This window comes from Streptomyces sp. NPDC088387, assembly GCF_044753385.1.
Lineage (GTDB): Bacteria > Actinomycetota > Actinomycetes > Streptomycetales > Streptomycetaceae > Streptomyces.
Genome location: NZ_JBIVNC010000019.1, coordinates 60,427 through 81,864 on the forward strand (window position 1 = coordinate 60,427; position 21,438 = coordinate 81,864).

The window sequence follows — 21,438 nt, forward strand, 5'->3', positions numbered from 1 at the left end:
CGCAACCTCACGTCATCGCTCCCGTCGACTCGGCCTGCTCTCGTGGTGGTTCGAAGGACGGCCCCGCCTCTCGCGTACGGCGCCTCCGTCGTCGTACGACGATCAGGACCGCCGCCAGTACGGCGGCCGGGCCGCCCGTCAGCGGTCCGGTCCACGGCACGAAGCGCGCGGACGTGTCCGCGGTGTCCCGGGCGCCGCCCGCCGCCGTCACCGTCAGCCGGAGGTCGACCGCGTCCAGGGCGGGCCGGTCGGCCCACGGCTCGGTCAGCCGCAGCCGCTCACCCGGGTGCAGTACGACGTCCAGGGGGCGCGGGGCGCGGTCGAGGACGGTCACCGTGAACGGGATCTCCGCGCGGGTGCGGGCGGGTATCCGCAACGCGGCCTCGGCGAAGGTGAGTGGGAGACCGGTGCCGCTCAGCGTCACGTTGACCGGCGTCCCGGCACGGTTGGTCACCGCCACCGTGTCCCGCAGGACCGCGCCGGGTGTGCCCTCGGCGTAGAAGGACGGGCGGCCGCCGCCGGACGGCGTCACGGACCAGCCCCCGGCCGCCGCCGCGGGCGGGGCGGCGGCCGGCAGCGTCAGCAGAGGGGCGGCGCAGGACAGGGCACAAACGGTGGACGGCATCGGCGGCTCCCGGATGCGGACGAGGTCAGCGGCGGGCGCGCGCCGCCTGGTTGCGCCGGGTCAGCCAGAGCGTGCCGGCCGCGCCCACCAGCAGCACGGTGCCGCCGAGGGTGGCGAGGGCGATCGCGGAGTCCTCCGGGCCGGTCTGCGGGAGCTGGGTGCCGGAGTCGGTGCCCGAATCCGAGCCTGATGCGGAGCCGCTCTGCGGGGCGCCGCCGCCGCCGGCCGCCGTCACGTCGAGGGTGAGGGAGGGGGCGGGGTCGTTGGTGGGCGAGCAGGTGGTCGTGGTGCCGAGCGCCTTGATGGTGAGCGTGGCCGCGGTGAAGGTGACCTCGCCGGACTTCTCCGGTGTGTACGTGCCCGACAGATCGCTGATCTTGATGGGGGTGTTGGCGGGGATCGCGGCGTCGTTGGCGGGGCCGGTGACAGTGAGGGTGCCGCTGTCCGCGCCGCCCAGCTGGATGGTGGCGCTCGGGCTCATCGCGCCCTTGCCGAGTTCGACCGGGCTGGACGAGACGCCCTTCTGCCAGGACATGGTGATCTTGTAGCCGTCGCCGCTCTCGACGCCCTTGATGTCGATCGGGGAGACGGCGCTCTTGTCGCCGATCGGGGTCTTGCAGGCGTAGTCGACGTCGACGACCTCGGCGCGGGCGGTGGGGGCGGCGAGCAGTACGGCCGCGCCGGCCAGGGCCGCGGCGGACGTGAACGCGGCGGTTCGCTTCTGGTACGACACGGTCCCCTCATTTCTGACGGCACATCAGATTCGGCCGTCAAGGTACGCCCGGCACCTTGAGGAGGGAAGAGCCACCGCATGCCGGAGTTCGGGGGAGCCGGCGGGGGTGCGGGCGTGGGGGCGCTGCGCAGCCCGGCGCGACGAGGGTGCGGGCGTGGGGGCGTTGCGCAACCCGGCGCGACGGGGTGCCGCCGCCCAGCGGCACGATTGCCCGCGGCTGGGCGGGGAGGCGGGGAGGGCTTTTGCTTTTAAGGGGCGCGGGGAACTGCGCGACAAGCCCCCACCGGGCCGCGCGTGAACGACTACCCCTTCAGGGGCGCGGGGAACTGCGCAAACACCCTCAGGCCGGTGCGCCCAATTCGGCCCAGACCGTCTTGCCCGGCGCCCCAGGCGTCCGTACAACCCCCCAGTCCAGACACAACCGCTGCACGATGAACATGCCGTGCCCCCCGGGCCGCCCCGCCCGATGCGGCGTACGCGGCGCCGGCTGCCCCGCCCCCCGGTCGGAGACCTCGACCCGGATGACCTTGTTGTCGCAGGCGATCCACATCTGATCGGGCCCCTCGGCATGCAGACACGCGTTGGTGACCAGCTCGGACACCACAAGCAGCACGTCCTCGGCGGTGGCCCGCTGATCCGCGGTCGCGGACGGCAGCCACCCCCACGCGTACAGCGCCTGCCTGGCGAAGTCCCGCGCCATCGGCACAACACCGCTCGCGTCGTCGAAGCTCAGCCTGCGGATCTGCCGCCCCGCCGCCGACGCGGCCGCGTCTCCGGAGGCCGACAGAGGCACAACGGCACCCCCACCGGAAGCCGGCGCCGCCGCCGCGGCCGTGCCCCCCTCGGCAGCCGCCTGCGCGCCCTCCTCGGGGACCCCTGAAGCGCCGCTGGGCTCTGGAGGGCCCGGCGAGTAGGGCCGGGTGGTGCTCATCAGCGCTTCACCTCACCGATTCACCAATTCATGATTCACACGTCATTACGGTCGGCGTCGCCACATGTCTCGGCGTCACCGCAAGTCACCCCATGCGTACGGTACGGGCCCCGGGTCTCCCGCGTCGGACCGGGCCGCCCGGGCGGGGCCAGGGCACGGTTCGCGCCCCACACCCGTCCGATACCCCGGTCCGTGTCCGTCCCCTCACCCGGGCCACTGTCATCTGCCGTCGTCACCTCCGGCTCGTCCGCCCCACGACGGGAACGGCTTCTCCCACACGTCAGGGTGTCTTCTGCCCGACGATGCGTGGGGAACACCCCCTTGGTCCGGTCTGACGGCGGGGACGTCGCCGCGGTACCGGCCGGCGGGACGCGGCGGATGATGATCACGGAGGCGGCCGGCCGGTCAGCCGGCCTCGTCGGCCAGTGCGGCCTCGACCGAGTCGTGGACGGTGAAGACCGCGTCCGCTCCGGTGATCTCGAAGACCCGGGCGACCACGGGCAGCATGCCCGCCAGATGCACCCCGCCCCCGGCGGCCTCGGCCTTCAGCCGGGCACCGAGGAGCACGTTGAGGCCGGTGGAGTCGCAGAACTCCAGCCGGGTGCAGTCGACCACCAGCCGGGTCAGCCCCTTCGCGAGGCAGTCCTCCAGCGGTTCACGCAGCAGGTCGGCCGTATGGTGATCCAACTCACCCGCCGGTGTCACGACGGCACTGGAACCCTCTTGCCGCACCTCCACCAGAAGCCGGCCCGACTGTGCGCTGCCGAGCGTCCCGTGGTCCATGCCGTCTCTCTCCCGAGGTCGTGGCTGCTGACTGACGCCCTCGAACACTACGCCTTCGCTACGAGCTCCGACACCCGAACAAGCGCCCATAAACGGACATTTGCCTCCAAACCGCACTTGCGGTGGGTGTGGAAGAGCGGGTAGGGCTAGTAAGAACACGTAAACCAACACGGCCGGCTTTGGAGGCGCCGCACACCGCAGTGCACGATTTGGCTCCGGCAGCCATATGCCGAGAACGATGGAGGACATCATGTCACCCCGGCTCGACGCCTCGCATACCCAGAGGGCGACGTCGACATCCCTTCCGGAACAGCTGGATCCCATCGCACGTGAGACGGGGTCGCATCCCGGGGACGAATCCGGCCTGCTGGCCGGACTCCCGGAGATCCCCCCGTTCGACGAGGTCGGGGCGATGGACGCCCGCGCCCTGTCCAAGACCCTCTTCGAGCGGCTGGAGTCCCTCGAAGAAGGCACCCACGAATACAGCTACGTCCGGAACACGCTTGTCGAGCTCAACCTCGCCCTGGTCAAGTTCGCCGCCTCCCGCTTCCGCTCCCGCAGCGAGCCGATGGAGGACATCATCCAGGTCGGCACCATCGGCCTGATCAAGGCGATCGACCGCTTCGAGCTGTCGCGCGGTGTCGAGTTCCCCACCTTCGCGATGCCCACCATCGTCGGCGAGATCAAGCGGTTCTTCCGCGACACCTCGTGGTCCGTGCGGGTCCCGCGCCGGCTCCAGGAACTCCGGCTCGACCTGGCCAAGGCTGGCGACGAGCTGGCCCAGCAGCTGGACCGCGCGCCCACGGTCACGGAGCTCGCGGAGCGCCTGGACATCACCCGCGACGAGGTCGTCGAGGGCATGGCGGCGTCGAACGCGTACACCGCCTCCTCGCTGGACGCCCAGCCCGAGGACGACGACTCCGAGGGCGCGCTCGCGGACCGGATCGGCTACGAGGACCACGGGCTCGAAGGCATCGAGTACGTCGAGTCCCTGAAGCCGCTGATCGCCGAACTCCCCTCCAGGGACCGGAAGATCCTCTCGCTGCGCTTCGTCGCCAACATGACCCAGTCCGAGATCGGCGAGGAACTCGGCATCTCGCAGATGCACGTGTCGCGGCTGCTGTCGCGCACTCTGGTGCGGTTGCGGCGGGGGCTGACCGCCGAGGAGTGACCGGCAGCGGGCCCACGGGCTTCTCGTCCGGCGTCCTTCGGGGCGCCGGACGAGCCATTTCCGGGCAACCCCTTTCCCACGGGCCCACTGGACCACTATGGCCCCGACAAACCGGCCGGTACGTCAGTGACGGGGGCGGGTGCATGGCGCGGGCCGACGGGAGCGACAACGGTGCGGCGGTGTGTCTGCCGCCGCCCGGGTGTTGAGGTCAGGCGACCCGTACGCCGCGGCGCCAGACCTCCGAGACCAGCGGGACGCCCGGACGGTAGGCGAGATGGACGTGGCTGGGCGCGTCCAGGAAGGTCAGGTCGGCGTAGGCGCCCTCGGTGAGACGGCCGACGTCCGTGCGGCGCAGGGCCGCCGCGCCGCCCGCGGTCGCCGACCACACGGCCTCGTCGGGGGTCATCCCCATGTCCCGTACGGCGAGCGCCACGCAGAACGGCACCGACGACGTGAACGACGAACCGGGGTTGCAGTCCGTGGACAGCGCCACCGTGACGCCCGCGTCCAGCAGCCTGCGCGCGTCCGGCCACTGCGCGCGGGTCGAGAACTCGGCGCCGGGCAGCAGCGTGGCGACGGTACGGCTGCCCGCGAGCGCGTCGACGTCCGCGTCGGTGAGGTGGGTGCAGTGGTCGGCGCTGGCGGCGTCGAGTTCCACGGCGAGCTGGACGCCGGGGCCGTAGGAGAGCTGGTTGGCGTGCACGCGCGGGTGCAGCCCCTTGGCCTTGCCGGCGGTGAGGATCGCACGGGCCTGGTCGCCGTCGAAGGCGCCCTTCTCGCAGAAGACGTCGATCCAACGGGCGTACGGGGCACAGGCGTCGAGCATCTCGCCGGTGACCAGGGCGACATAGGCCGCCGGGTCGTCCGCCAGGTCCGGGGAGACGATGTGCGCGCCGAGGTAGGTGACCTCGTCGGTGTGCGCGGCGGCGATCCGCAGGGCACGCGCCTCGTCCTCGACGGTCAGCCCGTAGCCGGACTTGGTCTCGAAGGTCGTGGTCCCCTGGCGGAGCGCCTCGGCGAGGTAGTGCGTGAGGTTCGCCTCCAGCTGCGCGTCGGTGGCGGCCCGGGTGGCGGCGACGGTCGTACGGATACCGCCGGCGCTGTACGCCCGCCCCGACATCCGGGCGTTGAACTCCTCGGTCCGGTCACCGGCGAACACCAGGTGGGAGTGGGAGTCGACGAAGCCCGGGAGCACCGCCCGGCCCGCCGCGTCGACCCGGTTGTCAGTGGCGGGTGCTTTGCTGGATTCACCGGTCCACACGACACGGTCGCCGTCGACGACGACGGCCGCGTCCCGGATCTGTCCGAGTGGAGAACCGTCACCGAGAGAAGGGTCGTTGGTGACCAGCGTGGCGATGTTGGTGATGACAGTGCTGCTCATCGTGTCCGTGTCCTCGTGGGTGGCGGTGGGGAGAGCGGGCGGGGACGTCAGCCGCGGACGGCGTCGATCGCGCGGGCGAGTTCCCGCGGCACTTCGGGTACGAGGGTGTGCGCCCCGTCGCGTACGACGTGCCGTCCACCCACGATCGTGTGCCGTACGTCCGCGGCTGTCGCGGCGAATACGGCCGTCTCGGCGCCGAGCCTGGGCACCGGCCCGGCCGTTCTGACCGAGTCGAGCGCGATGGTGGTGAGGTCGGCGAGGGCGCCCCGCTCGATGCTGCCGGCCTCGTCCCAGCCGATGGCGGCGTGGCCGTCGGCGGAGGCGGCCCGCAGCAGCGCGGCAGCGGTCCAGTGGCCGCGGGTGCGGGTGCGCAGCCGCTCGTTCAGCTCCATCGCGCGGGCCTCTTCGAACAGGTCGACGACCGCGTGGCTGTCGGATCCGAGCGAGAGCGGCGAGCCCGCCTGCTGAAGGGTGACGGCGGGACCGATGCCGTCGGCCAGGTCCCGCTCGGTGGTCGGGCACATGCAGGTGCCGGTGCCGGAGCCGCCGATGAGGGCGATGTCCTCGCCGGAGAGATGGGTGTTGTGCACGCCGGTGGTGCGGGCGCCCAGCACTCCGTGGTCGGCGAGGAGCCGGGTGGGCGAGCAGCCGTGGGCCTCCTGGCAGGCGTCGTTCTCTGCGGTCTGCTCGGACAGGTGCACATGCAGCGGGGCCCGCCGCTCCTGCGCCCATCCCGCCACGGTCGCCAACTGCCGCGCGGGCACGGCCCGTACGGAGTGCACGGCCGCCCCGATCCGTGCGTGATCCCGTTCCTTGAGAACTGAACAGCGTTCAGCCCAGGCGTCCGCGGTGCCGTCGGAGAACCGCAGCTGGTGGGTGCTGGGCGGCTGGCCAAAGCCCGCGGAGAGATAGCAGGTGTCGAGAAGGGTGATCCGGATGCCGGCGTCGGCGGCGGCCGCGATGAGGGCCTCGCCCATGGCGTTGGGGTCGCTGTAGCGGGCGCCGCCGGGGGCGTGGTGCAGATAGTGGAACTCGCCGACGGAGGTGATCCCGGCGAGGGCCATCTCGGCGTAGGCGGCGCGGGCGAGCGCGTGGTAGCTGTCCGGCGTCAGTCTGTCCGCGAAGGAGTACATGACCTCGCGCCAGGTCCAGAAGGTCCCGGAGCCGACCTGGACGGTGGAGCGCAGGGCGCGGTGGAAGGCGTGCGAGTGGGCGTTGGCGAGGCCGGGGAGGGTGAGTCCGCGGAGGATCTCGGCACCCGGCGGCGGGGCGTCCGTGTCCGTCGCCACGTCACGGATGCGGCCGTCCTCGACGGTGACGGCGACGCCCGGCTCGACGTGGGTGCCGAGCCAGGCGTGTTCCAGCCAGTACGTCCGGGTCACGTGCGGACCAGCCCTTCCAGTACGTCGGCCAGGGCGAGCACTCCGGCCGCGCAGTCGTCCTCGGACGCGAACTCGGCCGGGGAGTGCGAGACCCCGGTGGGGTTGCGCACGAACAGCATGGCGGTCGGGATCGTCCCGGACAGGATCCCGGCGTCGTGTCCGGCGCCGGTGCCGAGGACGGGCACCCTGAGGTCGGTGTCCTGGCCGAGGATGCGGCCCAGTTCGTCGCGCAGGGCGTGGTCGAACTCGACGACGGGGGTGAAGGACTCCCGGACGACGTCCAGGTCGACGCCGTGCGCGGCGGCGTACTCGCGGGCCGCCTTCTCGACGCCGGTGACGACCGCGTCGAGGCTCGCCTGGTCGGCGGCGCGGGAGTCGAGCCAGCCGCGGACCAGGGAGGGGATGGCGTTGACGCCGTTGGGCTCGACGGCGATCTTCCCGAAGGTGGCGACGGCACCGGCGAGCTGGGCCTCGCGCCGGGCCGCGAGCACGGTCTCGGCGTACGACAGCATCGGGTCGCGCCGGTCCACGAGCCGGGTCGTGCCGGCGTGGTTGGCCTCGCCCCGGAAGTCGAACCGCCACCGGCCGTGCGGCCAGATCGCGCTCGCGATGCCGACCCGGTCACCGCTCAGGTCGAGCGCCCGGCCCTGCTCGACATGGAGCTCGACGAAGGCCCCGATCCGGCCGAGCCGCTCCGGGTCGGCGCCGATGGCGTCGGGGTCGTACCCCGCCGCCTCCATGGCCCGCGGCAGCGTGACGCCGTCCCCGTCGATCAGCCGGTGCGCCTGCTCGACGGTCAGCTGCCCGGCGGTGAGCCGCGACCCCACGCAGGCGAGCCCGAACCGGGCCCCTTCCTCGTCCCCGAAGTTGACGATGCCGAAAGGCTTGCCGAACTCGACGCCACGCCCCCGGAGTTCATCCAGCGCGGCGAACGCCGACACGACCCCGAGGGGCCCGTCGAACGCCCCGCCGTCCGGCACAGAGTCCAGGTGCGACCCGGTGACGACGGCGTCCCCGAGCCCGGGGTCCCCGAGCCAGGCCCACTGATTCCCGTTCCGATCAACCTCGTAGACCAGCCCGCGGGCTTCGGCCTGCGCCCGGAACCACTCCCGACACTCACTCTCGGCCCCAGTCCAGGCGAACCGCCGATACCCCCCGGACTCCCGATGCCGCCCGATAGGCGCCAACTCCCGCCACATCGCCTGGAAGGACGGCCCACCAGGCTGTGGGCAGGCGTGCCGCAGGGCGATGGGGGTCCCCCCGCTCGAACGAAGTTGAGAGTGGGGGAGGGTGGGCACAGCCGCACCCGCGGTCGGCGACGGGACCCCCGCCCCCGCCGAAGAGTCGCCGTCCCCGCCGAAATCGTCCGTCACGCGTCGTCACCCTCGCGCATGGGAACCCGAACCCCCCGCTCCGCGGCAACCGACTCCGCGATGTCGTACCCGGCATCGACATGCCGGATGACCCCCATACCCGGGTCATTGGTCAGCACCCGGCGGATCTTCTCGCCGGAGAGCTTCGTGCCGTCGGCCACCGTCACCTGCCCGGCGTGGATGGACCGTCCCATCCCCACACCCCCACCGTGGTGGAGGGAGACCCAGGACGCCCCGGACGCCACGTTCACCATGGCGTTCAGCAGCGGCCAGTCGGCGATCGCGTCCGACCCGTCCAGCATCGCCTCGGTCTCCCGGTAGGGCGACGCGACGGACCCGCAGTCGAGGTGATCCCGTCCGATGGCCAGCGGAGCCGCCAGCTCACCGCTCGCGACCATGTCGTTGAACCGCTCGCCGGCCTTGTCCCGCTCGCCGTAGCCGAGCCAGCAGATGCGTGCGGGCAGCCCCTGGAAGTGCACGCGTTCGCCGGCCAGCTTGATCCAGCGGTGGAGGGACTCGTTCTCGGGGAAGAGGTCGAGGATCGCCTTGTCCGTCTTGTGGATGTCGGAGGCCTCGCCGGACAGGGCCGCCCAGCGGAAGGGGCCCTTGCCCTCGGAGAAGAGGGGGCGGATGTAGGCGGGGACGAAGCCGGGGAAGGCGAACGCCCGCTCGTACCCGGCGAGTTGGGCCTCGCCGCGGATGGAGTTGCCGTAGTCGAAGACCTCGGCGCCGGCATCCATGAAGCCGACCATGGCCTCGACGTGCCGGGCCATCGACTCGCGGGCGCGGGTGGTGAACCCGGCCGGGTCCTTCGCCGCGTAGGACGCCATGTCGTCGAAGTCGACACCCACGGGGAGGTAGGCCAGCGGGTCGTGGGCCGAGGTCTGGTCGGTCACGATGTCGATGGGGGCGCCCTCGGCGAGCATGCGGGGCAGCAGCTCCGCCGCGTTGCCGAGCAGGCCGATGGAGAGCGGGCGGCGGGCGTCGCGGGCCTCGACGGCGAGCTGGAGGGCGTGCTCCAGGGAGTCGGCCTTCACGTCGAGGTAGCGGTGTTCGATGCGGCGCTCGATGGCGCGCGGGTCGACGTCGATACAGATCGCGACGCCGTCGTTCATGGTGACCGCGAGGGGCTGGGCGCCGCCCATGCCGCCGAGGCCGGCGGTCAGGGTGATCGTCCCTGCCAGCGTGCCGTCGAACTTCTTCGCGGCGACGGCGGCGAAGGTCTCGTAGGTGCCCTGGAGGATGCCCTGGGTGCCGATGTAGATCCAGGAACCGGCGGTCATCTGGCCGTACATGGTGAGGCCGAGGGCCTCCAGGCGGCGGAACTCCTCCCAGTTGGCCCAGTCGCCGACGAGGTTGGAGTTGGCGATGAGGACGCGGGGCGCCCACTCGTGGGTCTGCATCACGCCGACCGGGCGGCCGGACTGGACCAGCATGGTCTCGTCCTGCTTGAGGGTGCGCAGGGTGCGGACCATGGCGTCGAAGGAGCGCCAGTCGCGGGCGGCCTTGCCGGTGCCGCCGTAGACGACGAGCTTGTCGGGGTGTTCGGCGACCTCGGGGTCGAGGTTGTTCTGAAGCATTCGCAGGGCGGCCTCCTGCTGCCATCCCAGGGCGCTCAGTTCCGTACCGCGCGGTGCTCGTACGGGGCGGGGTCCTGACATGGTCTGCCTCCTTGCGGCTTCTGTTGCTGCGGTTATTCACATCCTGATGTTCTGAATAGAGCTAGTCAATAGCTGGGGGCCTCGGCGCGGGCCCGTCGCGGATGTTTGGCTGGATGCATGGGCACGGAGAGCGAACGGGACATGGCGGACACAATCGATCTGAGGGGGGCGGCCGTGGACGGAGCCCACGGGGCGCGGGACACCGTTGACGGCGGACGGGCCGGGCGGCGGGACGCGGCGGTGCGGGCGGCCGTGGAGCAGGGGCTGCTGGGCCCCGCCACCCCCATCGTGGGCCTGCTCGACGTCACCGGCATCCGGGAGTCGGCGGCGGCGCTGCGGGCGGCCTTCGACGCCGTGACGGCGCCCGGGACGCCGGTGCTGCACGCGTTCGCGGTGAAGGCGAGCCCGCTGGTGCCGGTGCTGCGGCTGCTGCGCGAGGAGGGCATCGGCGCGGAGGTGGCCAGTCCGGGCGAGCTGGCGCTGGTGCGGGCGGCCGGGCTGCCGCCGGAGCGTACGGTCCTGGACTCGCCCGCCAAGACCCCGGCCGAGCTGCGTGAGGCGCTGGCCCTGGGCATCGCGGTCAACGCCGACAACCCGCAGGAGCTGGACCGGATCGACGCCATGATGCGGTCGGCGCCGAGCCGCTCGCCGCTGGGGATCCGGGTGAACCCGCAGATCGGCGGGGGCGCCATCGGGTCGACGTCCACGGCGACGGCGACCTCGAAGTTCGGGGTGGCGCTGCGCGACGAGGGCGCGCGGGAGTGGGTCGTACGGGCGTATCTGGACCGGCCGTGGCTGTCGCGGCTGCACTCGCACACCGGGTCGCAGGGCATTCCGCTGGAGCTGCTGGCGCGCGGCGCGGCGGAGACGTACGCGCTGGCCGAGGAGATCAACCGGCGGATCGGGCGGCGGCAGATCGACACGATCGACATCGGCGGCGGGCTGCCGGTGAACTTCGGCTCGGACACGGAGACCCCGGCGTACGCCGACTACGCGCGGGTGCTGGCCGAGACGGTGCCGGGGCTGTTCGACGGGCGGTACGGGCTGGTGACGGAGTTCGGGCGGTCGCTGCTCGCCAAGCACGGCACGGTGGTGGCGCGGGTGGAGTACGCCAAGAGCGCGGGCGGGCGGCCGGTGGCGGTCACACACGCGGGGGTGCAGGTCGCGACGCGGACGGTGTACGCGCCGACGTCGTGGCCGCTCAGGATCGCCGCGTACGACGCGAAGGGGCGGCCCAAGGACGGGCCCGCGGTGGTGCAGGACGTGGCCGGTCCGGCGTGTTTCGCGGGCGACCTGCTCGCCGAGGGGCGGGCGCTGCCACTGCTGGAGCAGGGCGACCACGCGGCGGCGCTGGACACCGGCGCGTACTACTTCGCCCACCACTACGCGTACAACTCGCTGGCCCGGCCCGGGGTGTTCGGCTTCGCGCCGGACGGGTCCGGCGGGGTGGTCTTCGCGACCGTGCGCAAGGAGCAGCGGCTCGAGGAGATCGTCGCCGAGTCGGGAGGGGCGTACACGGACGCGCTCACCACCTTGCGGGCACCCGGACGCGGTTGACACACCGCGCCGGACAGCACGGGTCAACCGGCGTGAAACACAGACCAGTTGACCCACATTAGTCCGGTGGACGCATGTTCCACGGGAAAATGCCAGATCCCTCACCTGCCACCCACACGGTACGTAGTTTCTACGTCACTCAGGCGAATGCCAGGCGGGAGGGGAGGCCGGTGTGCCCGGAATCGACGAGTGTCTGCTGGAGGCCATGCGGCTGCCCGGGGCCCGGGGCGCCGCGCTCGTGGACTGGACGAGCGGGCTGGCGCTCGGGGTCGTGGGGGAGTTCCCCGGCGGTGATGTGGAGGCGGCGGCGGCCGAGGCGGCGGAGCTGGCGCGGCCGGCCGCGGAGCTGAAGGCGTTCGCGCCGGAGGACGCGCCCGGTGACGCGGGGCCGCCCGTGGAGGACCTGATCGTCACCAACCGGGACGGCTATCACGTCCTGCGGTTTCTGCCGACGGCCTTCGACAGCACGGTCGTCCTGCACGTGTGGCTCGGCCGCGCGGACGGCAATCTCGCCCTGGCCCGCATCCGGATGGGCGAGATGGCCGGACGGCTGGTGCTGGGATGACCTCGGTCGAGACCACTCCCCCGCCGCGGCTGCCGGTGCGCGACCGTGAGGCGGCCCGCGCGCAGTTCGGCGCCCTGTCCCCGATGCTCGCCCGGCTGGCCACCGAGCACGCCACCGGCACCCTGCACCGCGAGCACGGCACCCTCCATCTCGCGGACGGCGGGGTGGTCCACGCGGAGAGCCCGTCGGCCCCCGGCATCGAGGTGCTGCTGGCCGGCCCCGCCCCCTCGGACCCCGCCCCGCTCCCCGACCGCTTCGCGCAGGGCGCCCTGGAGCTCTGCCGTCTCGAAGCGCTCTACGACGCCGCCTACTTCGCGCTCGCGCCGAGCAGCACCCCGGGCCGGTTCCGGTTCGGGACGCCGCCGCCGGCCGGTGGGGGCCGGGCCGTGCCGGTCGCCGTGCTGGAGCGGGCGGTGGTACGGCGGCGCGCGGTGCTGCACCGGATCTGGCCGGACCCGCGGACCGACGGCACCGCGCTGGTCCGTACGGACGCCGGCGCGCACCCCGCCCGTTCGGTCACGGCCCGCCAGCGTGCCGTACTGGACCGGGTCGACGGGGTGCGCACGGCGCCGGACATCGCGTGGGAGCTGGGCCGGCAGGCGTTCCACACGCTGGTGGACGTACGGCGGCTCGCGGCGGCCGGGCTGGTCCGCCCGCAGCCGCCGCCCGCGTCGGCCGAGCCGCCCCCGGCCGAGGGCGCCCCGCCGCCGGCCGACGATCCCCACATCATCCTGCTGAAGAGGCTCAGGGATGCGCTGGAGGCCCTTTGAACTCCGACGACCGCACGTCGCAAGCGTCGAAACCCTCGAAGAACTCGAAGAACTCGAAGAACTCAAAGACCTCGAAGCCGTCGAAGAACTCGAAGCCGTCGAAAGGAGAGATCCGATGGCGGGCGAGCCCCCCATCCTCGAAGAACTCCACCGGCTGAGGGCGCTGATGCCCCAGCTCACCGGCGCCCTGGCGGCCGGTGTGGACGGTCTCGTCATCGCCCACGACACCCCGGGCGTCGAACCGGAGGGCCTCGCCGCGCTCACCGCGGCGGCGCTCGGCGTCGCCGTGCGCACCGCGGACGCCACCGGCCGGGGTGAGCTGCGCGAACTGCTCGTCCGCGGTACGCGCGGCTATGTGGCCACGTACGCGGCGGGCCGTACGGCCGTGCTGACGCTGCTCACCCAGGACCGGGTGAATGTCGGCCGGCTGCATCTGGAGGGCCGCCGGGCCGCCACCCGGATCGGCGAGCTCGTCGACGCCGCGGCGGCGCCCCGTACGGCGGCGGCCGGCGGCGGTGCCGGTCCGGCGTCCGCGCGGGCGCCGGCCACCCGTACCCCGGCCACCCGGGCCAGGGCCGCGCGCGCCCGCACCACCACACCGGCCTCCCCGGTCAATCCGCCCACCACCAAGGAAAGTTGAGAGGAAACGACATCATGGCCAACACCGAAACCGCCCTGAAGGAAGCGCTCGCCTCCATCGAGGGCGCCACCGGCGCCGCGCTCGTCGACTACACCAGCGGCATGGCCCTGGGCACGCTGGGCGGCGGCAAGAGCTTCGACCTCAACGTGGCCGCCGCGGGCAACACGGACGTGGTGCGCGCCAAGATGCGCACCATGGAGCACCTCGGTCTGAAGGCCGAGATCGAGGACGTCCTGATCACGCTCTCCGACCAGTACCACCTGATCCGGCTGCTCAAGGGCCGCAGCGGCAACGGGCTCTTCCTGTACCTGGTCCTGGACTCCTCGCGCGCCAACCTGGCGATGGCCCGCCACCAGCTGAAGCGGATCGAGCAGGACCTGGAGGTGTGACGCGGCGAAGACGCCGCTAGACAAGTGCCGCGGTACGGCGGCGCGCCCCGCCCGGGGCCGCGTCGCCCGCCGCGATGCCGGTGCTGCGGTAGGCCTTGACCGCCTTGCCCGCGGGGCGGCCGCCGTTCTGGGCGAGCCAGTCGACGCGGACCCACAGGAGTGCGTCGCCGGCGCGTTCGCGGCGTCCCAGCCACGCGGCCTTCAGGCGCAGGCCCGCGCCGCAGGCGGCGAGCAGCATGCCGCCGGCCGCGGGCACGGCGAACGCGCTGCCGAGTGCGGTGAGGAACGCCAGCAGCAGCCACCAGCGGTGGCCTCGGCGCCAGTTGCGGGTGGTCACGGCGCGGTCCTGGAGGACGTCGTGCTTGCCTGCGCGGGTCGCGCCGTGGGCGAGGGCGGTGTACCGCTTGCGGCGGGTCAGGGTGACGGTGGCGAGCGTGACGATGAACAGGGCGGCGCCGGCCATGACGCCGATGCGGCGGCCTGTCAGTCCCGGTATCAGTACGCCGATGCCCGCCGCGAACACTCCCAGCCACCACATCGGGGCCGAGCCGGCCCGTACGACGACGGCCACTCGGGCCAGTCCTTGCGCCTTGCCATCTGCGCGTGCCACGTCCGCCTCCTTGCCCGCACGGCCCCACGGCCTCTTCGGCGCCGCAGCGTACCCGGCATTCCTGAGACGATTCTGAGAACACCGGCCGTTGTTCGGGTATGGCCCGGTGGGGGGCTGATCGCGCAGTTCCCCGCGCCCCTGGGGAACACCGGTCGTCGTTCGAGTGCGGGTCCGTCGTGGTCGCTCGGGCAGTTCCGCGCGCTCCTGAAAGCAAAAGCCCTCCCCCGCCCACTCGCACCCCGGTGTGGTTACTCCACGAAGAGGCCTCGGGCTGATGCCTGGGTGTCGAAATCCTCCAGGCGGGACTGGGCGTCCGGGAGGTCGTCGCACATGGCCTCCAGGAGGACACGGCCGAGAAGCATCGGGGCGCAGGCCGTGTCGAAGGCGAGACCCGTGCCGACGGCGGCCGGGAGGAGGAGGTCGGACACCTTGGCGACCGGAGCGAAGGCCGAGTCGGCGACCGTGACGACCGTCAGCCCCGCCCCCTTCGCGTACGTCAGCGTGTCCACGACCTCCCGAGGATGCCGCGGCAGCGCGAAGCACAGCAGCGCGGACGCCCCTGCCCGCACCGCCGCGTCGATCCGGTCGTGGATCATCGTGCCGCCCTCGTTGAGCAGCCGTACGTCCGGATGGACCTTGGCGGCGAAGTACGCGAAGCCGTACGCCTGCGAGGCCGCCGCGCGCAGCCCGAGGACCGGCAGGGGACGGGACGCGGCGAGCGCCCGGCCCGCCCGCTGCACGGGGCGCGGGTCGGACAGCATCTCGGCGAGATGGCGCAGGTTCTCGATCTCGGCCTCGACGGCCTGCTGGTACTCGTTGTAGGAGCCGCTGTCGGCGGCCGGCTCCACGGGCGCGACCTCGCGCAGATGACGGCGCAGCGCCGGGTAGCCGTCGAAGCCGAGGGCGACGGCGAAACGGGTCACGGACGGCTGGCTGACCCCGGCCAGTTCGGCCAGTTCGACGCTGGACAGGAACGGCACGTCGGCGGCGCGCCGCACCATGCTGTGCGCGATCCGCCGCTGGGTCGGCGTCAGCCGGTGCCCCTCGAAGAGCGCCTGCAACCGCGCCGCGGCACTGTCGCCGACCCGGTTCTCCGGCACCCGGTTCTCCTGCTCCCGGTTCTCCGGCACACCGTGCTCAGGCACACCCTTCTCCGGCACCCGGCTCTCCGTTCCGTTCATGACGTGCTCCCCCTCCAGATCTCGGTGAACCGGTCGAGCAGTCCGGCCGCCACGGTGACGTCGTCCGTGAGCGGCCGGTCGGCCAGGTCCGCGTCGAGCACCGACTCGGCCAGCGCCAGCGCCCGCCCCGCGGGCAGCCCCGGGTCGGGCCTGAGGTCCCGCAGCCGCAACGCCCGTACGGCGGCCACCAGTTCACAGCCCACGACGAGCCGGAACGCGCTGCACGCGCGCAGGCTCTGGCGGGCGGCGAGCGAGGCGAAGCTGGCCTGTTCCTCAACGCCCCGGGAGAGTACAGCGTGCCCGAGCGAGGCGGGCGCGGAGAAGGCGCGCAGGTCACCGAGGGCGGCGCCGGCGGCGTACTCCAGGATCATCACGCCGGAGGAGGCGGGTTCGTTGTCGGCGAGGAAGGGCTTGAGGCGGGTGTAGGCGGGCTCGTTGAGGGTGGAGAGCCGGGAGGTCGACAGCCGCGCCACCTGGGTCAGCGCGAGCCGGAAGTGGTCGAGGGCGAGGGCGAGCTGGGCCTGGTAGAAGCCGCCGTGGTGGTAGGCGGCGAGGTCCTCGGTGGAGATCAGCGGGTTCTCGGCGGCGGCGTTGATCTCGACGGCGAGCACGTCCTCCAGGGCGTCGGCGGCGTCGTGGGCGGGCCCGTGTATCTGCGGCAGGCAGCGGAAGCCGTACGGGTCCTGGAGCCGGCCGAGGGGCGGGGTGGGCCGGTCGGCGGCGCCGATCAACTCCCGCATCCGGCGGGCGACTTCGCGCGAGCCGCGGTGCGGCCGGGCGTCGTGCACGGGTGCGGCGTAGGCCTCGTGGGAGCCGTCGACGGCGATCAGGGAGAGCGCGCCGACGACCTGGGTGGCGGCGATCAGGCCGCGCAGTTCGTCGAGGGCGAGGGCGGCCTGGCCGAGGGTGAGGGCGTTGCTGCTGATCAGGGCGAGGGCGTCGTTGTTGTCGAGGGGCTGGGGTTCGGGGGCGCGGGTGCCGCGCCAGGGGTGTTCGCCGGCGAGGGCGAGGCCGAGCTGGGCGAGGGCGGCGAGGTCGCCGGTGCCGACGGAGCCGAACTCGTTGACGACGGGGTGGGCGCCGCTCTCCAGCGCCTCGCACAGGGCGGTGACGACGGTGGGCCGCAGCCCGGCGCCGCCCGCGAGGAGCTGGTTGGCGCGGACGGCGAGCATCGCGCGCACCTCGCGGGCCGGGAGCACCTCGCCGATGGCGCCGGCGTGGCTGCGCAGCAGCCGCAGACCGTGTCCCGCGGCGGACTCGGTGGGCACGTCCTCGTTCCGGTTGGCGCCGACGCCGGTGGAGCGGCCGTAGACCCTGCCGGTGGCGGCCATCTGGCGGGCGGCGTCCCAGGAGGCCTCGACGCGTTTCATCGCCTCGGTGCCCGGCACGGGCCGCGCGGCGCCGTGAGCGAGCCGTACGACGTCCTCGACGCCGAGTCCGATCCCGTCCAGCACCACGATCTCGGTCGGCGCACCGGGCGGAAGATCGGTGGACATGTCCACGATCCGAGACGACATCAAGCCCAAACTCCCATCAACCAGGACATCCAGTCTTGCCGGGCGGTCATCAGTTACGTCGGATTAACGCCGAAGCGTTGACAACCTATTCACCTACCGAGAACTCTGCATGACGTTATACAGCCGGGCAAGGGACACCTCATGATCCAGTTCGACGCGGTCCACAAGCGCTTCCCGAACGGCACGACAGCGGTCCACGACCTCTCCCTGGAGATGCCGGAGGGCGGGGTGACCGTCCTCGTCGGATCCTCCGGTTGCGGCAAGACGACCACCCTGCGGATGGTCAACCGGATGGTGGAGCCGAGCTCCGGCACCATCCGGGTCGGCGGCAAGGAGGTCCAGGACCAGGACGCCGCCGAGCTGCGCCGCTCCATCGGATACGTCATCCAGCAGTCGGGCCTGTTCCCGCACCGCACGGTGCTGGACAACATCGCCACCGTCCCGCTGCTGCTCGGCTGGGGCCGCCGCAGGGCCCGCTCCCGCGCGGCGGAACTCCTGGAGACGGTCGGCCTCACCGCCGAGGCGGGCAAGCGGTACCCGCACCAGCTCTCCGGCGGCCAGCAGCAGCGCGTCGGCGTGGCCCGCGCGCTGGCCGCCGACCCCCCGGTGCTGCTGATGGACGAGCCGTTCGGCGCGGTCGACCCGGTGGTGCGCACCCAGCTCCAGGACGAACTGCTGCGGCTCCAGAAGGAGTTGAGCAAGACCATCGTCTTCGTCACGCACGACGTCGACGAGGCCGTCCGGCTCGGCGACCAGATCGCGATCTTCCGCACCGGCGGCCACCTCGTGCAGTGCGCGCCGCCCGCCGAGCTGCTCGCCCGCCCCGCCGACGACTTCGTGGCCGGCTTCCTCGGCGCCGAGCGCGGCCTCAAGCTGCTGTCGCTGACCACTCTCGCCGCCGTGCCGCAGGGCCCGGCCCCGGAGGGCGGCACCTGGACCCTCGCCCTCGACGGGGCCCGCAAGCCGCTGCACTGGACGTCCGAGGGCACCGAACTTCCCGTACGCCCGCTCACCGACGGCGACTCGCTGCTGTCGGCACTGAACGAGTCGCTGGCCTCCCCCACCGGCCTGGTCGTCCGGGTCGACGCGGACGGCGTCCTCACCGGCGTCTCCTCCCGGGACGACATCCACGAGCACGCGGGACGGGCGCACACCGACGCGGTGGCCGCCGTATGACCATCGACTGGTCCTGGATATCGGGCCACACCGACGATCTGACCACCCTCACCATCTCCCACCTCCAGGCGGCCCTGACGGCCGTCCTGCTCGGGCTGCTGGTCTCGCTGCCGCTCGCGGTGGTCGCCCACCGGGTCCGTCCCCTGCGCGGCTTCCTGCTCGGCCTGTCCAACGTCCTCTTCACCATCCCGTCCATCGCGATCTTCGTGCTGCTGCTCCCGGTGAGCGGTCTGACCCGCACCACGACCGTCATCGGGCTGACCGTGTACACGCTGGTCGTGCTGTTGCGGAACACGGTCGAGGGGCTGGACTCGGTGCCGGTGAAGACGAAGGAGGCGGCGAAGGCGATGGGCACCCGCCCGCTGCGCACCCTCCTCACCGTCGAACTCCCCCTCGCACTACCGGTGATCATGGCCGGCGTCCGCATCGCCACGGTGATGTCGATCTCCCTGGTCTCGGTCGCGACCTACGTCGGCGACGGCGGCCTCGGCCAGCTCTTCACCGACGGCTTCCAGCGCAACTTCCCGACCCCGGTGATCGTCGGGGTGGTCCTCACCCTGCTCCTCGCGGTGGTCGCGGACGCGCTGCTGGTCGCCCTCCAGTACGTACTGACCCCGTGGCGGAGGCGGCGAGCCTGACATGTTCGAACTCTTCAAGAACCTCGGCATCTGGCTGACCAGCGGCGAGCAGTGGGCCGGCCCGGACGGCATCGGCCACCGGCTCGCGGAGCACCTCCAGTACTCGCTCCTCGCCACCGTCATCGCCGCCGCGATCGGGCTCCCGCTCGGGCTGCTGATCGGGCACACCGGCAGGGGCGCTTTCGTCGCCATCAACCTGGCGTCCTTCGGGCGCGCGCTGCCGACCGTCGGTCTGGTCGTGCTGGTCTTCCTGGCCAGCGGCCTGTCCATGACCCCGGTCTACGTCGCCCTGGTCGCCCTCGCGGTCCCCGCGATCGTCACCAACACCTACGCGGGCATGACCGCCGTCGACCCGGACGTGAAGGACGCGGCGCGCGGCCAGGGCATGCGCGGCCACCAGGTCCTGTTCCAGGTCGAGTTGCCGCTCGCCCTCCCGCTGATCATGACCGGTCTGCGGCTGGCCCTGATCCAGGTCGTCGCCACGGCCACGATCGCCGCGTACGTCTCCTTCGGCGGCCTGGGCCGCTATGTCTTCGACGGCCTCGCCCAGCGCGATCTCGTGCAGGTGCTCGGCGGCGCGGTGCTGGTCGCCGTGATCGCCGTGGCCCTCGACCTGGCCCTCTCCGGCCTCCAGCGCCTCCTCTTCCGCCACCGCACCGCGTAGGGACCTTCCGATGAACCGTCGTACGCTCCTCGGCGGCCTGTTCGCCGCAGGCTCCGTGACCGCGCTGTCCGCCTGTTCCGGCGGCATCACCTCCCTCGACAACCAGGGCTCCGCCGGCTCCGGCGGCGGCTCCAGCGAGGGCGGCGTCACCATCGGCACCGCCAACTTCACCGAGAACCAGGTGCTCGGTTTCCTCTACGCGGCCGTCCTGGAGGCGGCGGGTGTGAAGACGACCGTCCGCCCCAACCTCGGCACCCGCGAGATCCTCATCCCCGCGCTCAAGGGCGGCGACATCGACCTCCTGCCCGAGTACCAGGGCGCGCTCCTGCACTACCTCGACACCAAGGCGACCGCGACCGAGGAGGGCGAGATGCAGAACGCCCTCGCGATGGCGCTGCCCGCGGGCCTCCAGGTGCTGCCGTACGGCAAGGCGGAGGACTCCGACGCGTTCGCGGTGACCCGCGAGACGGCGGACAGGTACGGGCTGACGTCCCTGGGCGACCTGGCGAAACAGAACGGCAAGCTCGTCATCGGGGCGGCACCCGAGGTGAAGAAGCGGCAGGTCGGCGCGGTGGGGTTGAAGGAGGTGTACGGGGTGGAGTTCAAGGAGTTCAAGTCGCTGGACTCCTCCGGGCCGCTGGTCAAGGGGGCGCTGAAGAAGGGCGACGTGGACGTGGCGAACCTCTTCACCACCGACACCGACATCAAGGCCAACGGGTGGGTGGTCCTGACGGACCCCAAGAACCTGATCCCGGGGCAGCACATCGTGCCCCTCATCGCCGACCGCAAGGCGGACTCGACGGTCCGCAAGGCGCTGGCGCGGCTCGGCAACGTCCTCACGACGGCGGACCTCACGGAACTGAACCGTCTCGTCGACAAGGACCGCGAGGACCCGGAGGACGTGGCAGACGACTACGCGAAGCGGCACGGCCTGGCGGGCAAGGGGTAACTAGGGTCGCCGCCCGAGCGCGGCCCGGTGGGGGCTGGTCGCGCAGTTCCCCGCGCCCCTTGAAGGCAAAGGCCCTCCCCGCGTAGCCGCGCCCCCGCCTCGGCCCCGGTGGGCCCCAGGCCGGAGACGGGGGGTAACCCCAGTGCGGCTCCGCGCGCGGAGAAATACCGTGGGGCACATGACGGGAATGGACGCGCGGGACGCCGACATCAAGAAGGAACTGAACGCCACCCTGCACGCCCGCAGGGAACTGGGCGACGACTACGAGTCCGCACTGGTCGACTCCTTCATGGAAAAGGTCGACCAGCGCATCGACGGCGCCGTCGAGCGACGGGTCCGCCGCCAGCTCGCCGAGCAGCAGATGGTGGTGGCCCGCGACAGCCGGTCCCCCCAGCCCACCGACTCGTGGGGCGAACGCTTCGGCTTCGGCATCGTCTCCCTGGTCCTGGCGATCCCGCTGTCCGCGATCGGCGGCGGCGTGGCCCACCTCCCGGGCCTGCTGGTCGCGTGGGCGGGCATCGTGGGCGTCAACGCCTTCCAGGCGGTCCGCGGCAACCCGAACCTCTTCGCGGGCCGCCGCAGGTCCAGGGAAGACAGGGACAGGGACGCCTGGGAGGACTGAGGCCACAGCCCTCAGGGGCCCCGGGGCAGCGACACCGGGGAGAAAGTCCTGGCGGGGACCGCCGCACCCCCGTTACCGGGGGGCGGGACGACGGCGGTCCCCGCGAGGGACGCGTGCCGG

The 21,438-nt window shown here is 72.5% G+C and carries 22 protein-coding genes; 11 read left to right on the plus strand and 11 right to left on the minus strand.

The window, feature by feature from the left end; all coding sequences use genetic code 11:
* Positions 1-7 precede the first annotated feature (7 nt).
* The 4 genes from ACIQAC_RS35990 to ACIQAC_RS36005 form a co-directional block, all read right to left on the minus strand.
* Complete coding sequence (locus tag ACIQAC_RS35990; RefSeq protein ID WP_402198864.1) at positions 8-625, minus strand: hypothetical protein; 618 nt, start codon at positions 623-625, stop codon at positions 8-10.
* A 25-nt stretch (positions 626-650) separates the two neighbouring features.
* Entirely contained in the window at positions 651-1,358 is a 708-nt protein-coding gene (locus tag ACIQAC_RS35995; protein WP_402198866.1) for an LPXTG cell wall anchor domain-containing protein, read from the minus strand.
* A 340-nt stretch (positions 1,359-1,698) separates the two neighbouring features.
* On the minus strand, positions 1,699-2,289 hold the full coding sequence (locus tag ACIQAC_RS36000) for an ATP-binding protein (protein WP_402198867.1): 591 nt from the start codon (positions 2,287-2,289) through the stop codon (positions 1,699-1,701).
* 405 nt (positions 2,290-2,694) lie between these two features.
* A complete protein-coding gene (locus tag ACIQAC_RS36005) occupies positions 2,695-3,072 on the minus strand; it encodes an STAS domain-containing protein (RefSeq protein WP_402198869.1) in 378 nt (125 codons plus the stop codon).
* Positions 3,073-3,322: 250 nt separating this feature from the next.
* Here ACIQAC_RS36005 and ACIQAC_RS36010 point away from each other — a divergent pair, with 250 nt between their 5' ends.
* On the plus strand, positions 3,323-4,243 hold the full coding sequence (locus ACIQAC_RS36010; RefSeq protein ID WP_402199067.1) for an RNA polymerase sigma factor SigF: 921 nt from the start codon (positions 3,323-3,325) through the stop codon (positions 4,241-4,243).
* Between the two features lie 208 nt (positions 4,244-4,451).
* Here the strand turns inward: ACIQAC_RS36010 and hutI are convergent, their stop codons facing one another.
* From hutI to hutU, 4 genes are all read right to left on the minus strand, one after another.
* Positions 4,452-5,624 (minus strand): imidazolonepropionase, encoded by a 1,173-nt coding sequence (gene hutI / locus ACIQAC_RS36015; protein ID WP_402198871.1) that lies wholly within the window; start codon positions 5,622-5,624, stop codon positions 4,452-4,454.
* A 47-nt stretch (positions 5,625-5,671) separates the two neighbouring features.
* Positions 5,672-7,006: a formimidoylglutamate deiminase gene (locus tag ACIQAC_RS36020; RefSeq protein ID WP_402198872.1), complete on the minus strand. Its 1,335-nt coding sequence runs from the start codon at positions 7,004-7,006 to the stop codon at positions 5,672-5,674.
* Positions 7,003-8,205, minus strand: a complete 1,203-nt coding sequence (locus ACIQAC_RS36025; RefSeq protein WP_402198875.1) for an allantoate amidohydrolase — start codon at positions 8,203-8,205, stop codon at positions 7,003-7,005. The genes ACIQAC_RS36020 and ACIQAC_RS36025 overlap by 4 nt, the downstream gene beginning before the upstream one ends.
* 170 nt (positions 8,206-8,375) lie before the next feature.
* Positions 8,376-10,040, minus strand: a complete 1,665-nt coding sequence (hutU, locus tag ACIQAC_RS36030; RefSeq protein WP_402198877.1) for a urocanate hydratase — start codon at positions 10,038-10,040, stop codon at positions 8,376-8,378.
* A 141-nt stretch (positions 10,041-10,181) separates the two neighbouring features.
* On the opposite strand from hutU, the gene ACIQAC_RS36035 reads away from it, so the two are divergent.
* The 5 genes from ACIQAC_RS36035 to ACIQAC_RS36055 all read left to right on the plus strand — a co-directional run bounded on the left by ACIQAC_RS36035 (position 10,182) and on the right by ACIQAC_RS36055 (position 13,961).
* Positions 10,182-11,597 (plus strand): diaminopimelate decarboxylase, encoded by a 1,416-nt coding sequence (locus ACIQAC_RS36035; RefSeq protein ID WP_402198879.1) that lies wholly within the window; start codon positions 10,182-10,184, stop codon positions 11,595-11,597.
* 172 nt (positions 11,598-11,769) lie between these two features.
* A complete protein-coding gene (locus tag ACIQAC_RS36040) occupies positions 11,770-12,162 on the plus strand; it encodes a hypothetical protein (protein ID WP_402198882.1) in 393 nt (130 codons plus the stop codon).
* Complete coding sequence (locus ACIQAC_RS36045; protein ID WP_402198883.1) at positions 12,159-12,932, plus strand: transcriptional regulator; 774 nt, start codon at positions 12,159-12,161, stop codon at positions 12,930-12,932. The genes ACIQAC_RS36040 and ACIQAC_RS36045 overlap by 4 nt, the downstream gene beginning before the upstream one ends.
* A 115-nt stretch (positions 12,933-13,047) precedes the next feature.
* The gene (locus tag ACIQAC_RS36050) at positions 13,048-13,572 is read left to right on the plus strand and encodes a roadblock/LC7 domain-containing protein (protein ID WP_402198886.1); all 525 of its coding nucleotides are present in this window, start codon (positions 13,048-13,050) and stop codon (positions 13,570-13,572) included.
* 14 nt (positions 13,573-13,586) lie between these two features.
* Positions 13,587-13,961, plus strand: coding sequence for a hypothetical protein (locus tag ACIQAC_RS36055; RefSeq protein ID WP_402198888.1), 375 nt, complete (start codon positions 13,587-13,589; stop codon positions 13,959-13,961).
* Positions 13,962-13,977: 16 nt separating this feature from the next.
* Here the strand turns inward: ACIQAC_RS36055 and ACIQAC_RS36060 are convergent, their stop codons facing one another.
* The 3 genes from ACIQAC_RS36060 to ACIQAC_RS36070 all read right to left on the minus strand — a co-directional run bounded on the left by ACIQAC_RS36060 (position 13,978) and on the right by ACIQAC_RS36070 (position 17,269).
* Positions 13,978-14,532: a hypothetical protein gene (locus tag ACIQAC_RS36060; protein ID WP_402199069.1), complete on the minus strand. Its 555-nt coding sequence runs from the start codon at positions 14,530-14,532 to the stop codon at positions 13,978-13,980.
* Between the two features lie 287 nt (positions 14,533-14,819).
* Complete coding sequence (locus ACIQAC_RS36065; RefSeq protein ID WP_402198890.1) at positions 14,820-15,752, minus strand: MurR/RpiR family transcriptional regulator; 933 nt, start codon at positions 15,750-15,752, stop codon at positions 14,820-14,822.
* Complete coding sequence (locus tag ACIQAC_RS36070; RefSeq protein WP_402198892.1) at positions 15,749-17,269, minus strand: aromatic amino acid ammonia-lyase; 1,521 nt, start codon at positions 17,267-17,269, stop codon at positions 15,749-15,751. Before ACIQAC_RS36070 ends, ACIQAC_RS36065 begins: the two co-directional genes overlap by 4 nt.
* Before the next feature lie 141 nt (positions 17,270-17,410).
* On the opposite strand from ACIQAC_RS36070, the gene ACIQAC_RS36075 reads away from it, so the two are divergent.
* The 5 genes from ACIQAC_RS36075 to ACIQAC_RS36095 all read left to right on the plus strand — a co-directional run bounded on the left by ACIQAC_RS36075 (position 17,411) and on the right by ACIQAC_RS36095 (position 21,318).
* Positions 17,411-18,445, plus strand: coding sequence for an ABC transporter ATP-binding protein (locus ACIQAC_RS36075; protein WP_402198895.1), 1,035 nt, complete (start codon positions 17,411-17,413; stop codon positions 18,443-18,445).
* A complete protein-coding gene (locus ACIQAC_RS36080) occupies positions 18,442-19,083 on the plus strand; it encodes an ABC transporter permease (protein WP_402198896.1) in 642 nt (213 codons plus the stop codon). The genes ACIQAC_RS36075 and ACIQAC_RS36080 overlap by 4 nt, the downstream gene beginning before the upstream one ends.
* 1 nt (position 19,084) lies before the next feature.
* A complete protein-coding gene (locus ACIQAC_RS36085; RefSeq protein WP_402198899.1) occupies positions 19,085-19,747 on the plus strand; it encodes an ABC transporter permease in 663 nt (220 codons plus the stop codon).
* A 10-nt stretch (positions 19,748-19,757) separates the two neighbouring features.
* Positions 19,758-20,696 (plus strand): ABC transporter substrate-binding protein, encoded by a 939-nt coding sequence (locus ACIQAC_RS36090; protein ID WP_402198901.1) that lies wholly within the window; start codon positions 19,758-19,760, stop codon positions 20,694-20,696.
* Positions 20,697-20,883: 187 nt separating this feature from the next.
* Positions 20,884-21,318 carry a hypothetical protein gene (locus ACIQAC_RS36095; protein ID WP_402199071.1) on the plus strand — a complete coding sequence of 145 codons (435 nt, stop codon included), beginning with the start codon at positions 20,884-20,886 and terminating at the stop codon, positions 21,316-21,318.
* Positions 21,319-21,438: the final 120 nt, after the last annotated feature.

What these genes read in the sequence shown, in the direction of transcription:
- ACIQAC_RS35990 (WP_402198864.1), bottom strand. Translation starts at nt 625, where the DNA reads ATGCCGTCCACCGTTTGTGCCCTGTCCTGCGCCGCCCCTCTGCTGACG.
- ACIQAC_RS36000 (WP_402198867.1), bottom strand. Translation starts at nt 2,289, where the DNA reads ATGAGCACCACCCGGCCCTACTCGCCGGGCCCTCCAGAGCCCAGCGGC.
- ACIQAC_RS36005 (WP_402198869.1), bottom strand. Translation starts at nt 3,072, where the DNA reads ATGGACCACGGGACGCTCGGCAGCGCACAGTCGGGCCGGCTTCTGGTG.
- ACIQAC_RS36010 (WP_402199067.1), top strand. Translation starts at nt 3,323, where the DNA reads ATGTCACCCCGGCTCGACGCCTCGCATACCCAGAGGGCGACGTCGACA.
- hutI (WP_402198871.1), bottom strand. Translation starts at nt 5,624, where the DNA reads ATGAGCAGCACTGTCATCACCAACATCGCCACGCTGGTCACCAACGAC.
- ACIQAC_RS36025 (WP_402198875.1), bottom strand. Translation starts at nt 8,205, where the DNA reads ATGTGGCGGGAGTTGGCGCCTATCGGGCGGCATCGGGAGTCCGGGGGG.
- hutU (WP_402198877.1), bottom strand. Translation starts at nt 10,040, where the DNA reads ATGTCAGGACCCCGCCCCGTACGAGCACCGCGCGGTACGGAACTGAGC.
- ACIQAC_RS36035 (WP_402198879.1), top strand. Translation starts at nt 10,182, where the DNA reads ATGGCGGACACAATCGATCTGAGGGGGGCGGCCGTGGACGGAGCCCAC.
- ACIQAC_RS36045 (WP_402198883.1), top strand. Translation starts at nt 12,159, where the DNA reads ATGACCTCGGTCGAGACCACTCCCCCGCCGCGGCTGCCGGTGCGCGAC.
- ACIQAC_RS36050 (WP_402198886.1), top strand. Translation starts at nt 13,048, where the DNA reads ATGGCGGGCGAGCCCCCCATCCTCGAAGAACTCCACCGGCTGAGGGCG.
- ACIQAC_RS36055 (WP_402198888.1), top strand. Translation starts at nt 13,587, where the DNA reads ATGGCCAACACCGAAACCGCCCTGAAGGAAGCGCTCGCCTCCATCGAG.
- ACIQAC_RS36065 (WP_402198890.1), bottom strand. Translation starts at nt 15,752, where the DNA reads ATGAACGGAACGGAGAGCCGGGTGCCGGAGAAGGGTGTGCCTGAGCAC.
- ACIQAC_RS36070 (WP_402198892.1), bottom strand. Translation starts at nt 17,269, where the DNA reads ATGTCGTCTCGGATCGTGGACATGTCCACCGATCTTCCGCCCGGTGCG.
- ACIQAC_RS36075 (WP_402198895.1), top strand. Translation starts at nt 17,411, where the DNA reads ATGATCCAGTTCGACGCGGTCCACAAGCGCTTCCCGAACGGCACGACA.
- ACIQAC_RS36080 (WP_402198896.1), top strand. Translation starts at nt 18,442, where the DNA reads ATGACCATCGACTGGTCCTGGATATCGGGCCACACCGACGATCTGACC.
- ACIQAC_RS36085 (WP_402198899.1), top strand. Translation starts at nt 19,085, where the DNA reads ATGTTCGAACTCTTCAAGAACCTCGGCATCTGGCTGACCAGCGGCGAG.
- ACIQAC_RS36090 (WP_402198901.1), top strand. Translation starts at nt 19,758, where the DNA reads ATGAACCGTCGTACGCTCCTCGGCGGCCTGTTCGCCGCAGGCTCCGTG.
- ACIQAC_RS36095 (WP_402199071.1), top strand. Translation starts at nt 20,884, where the DNA reads ATGGACGCGCGGGACGCCGACATCAAGAAGGAACTGAACGCCACCCTG.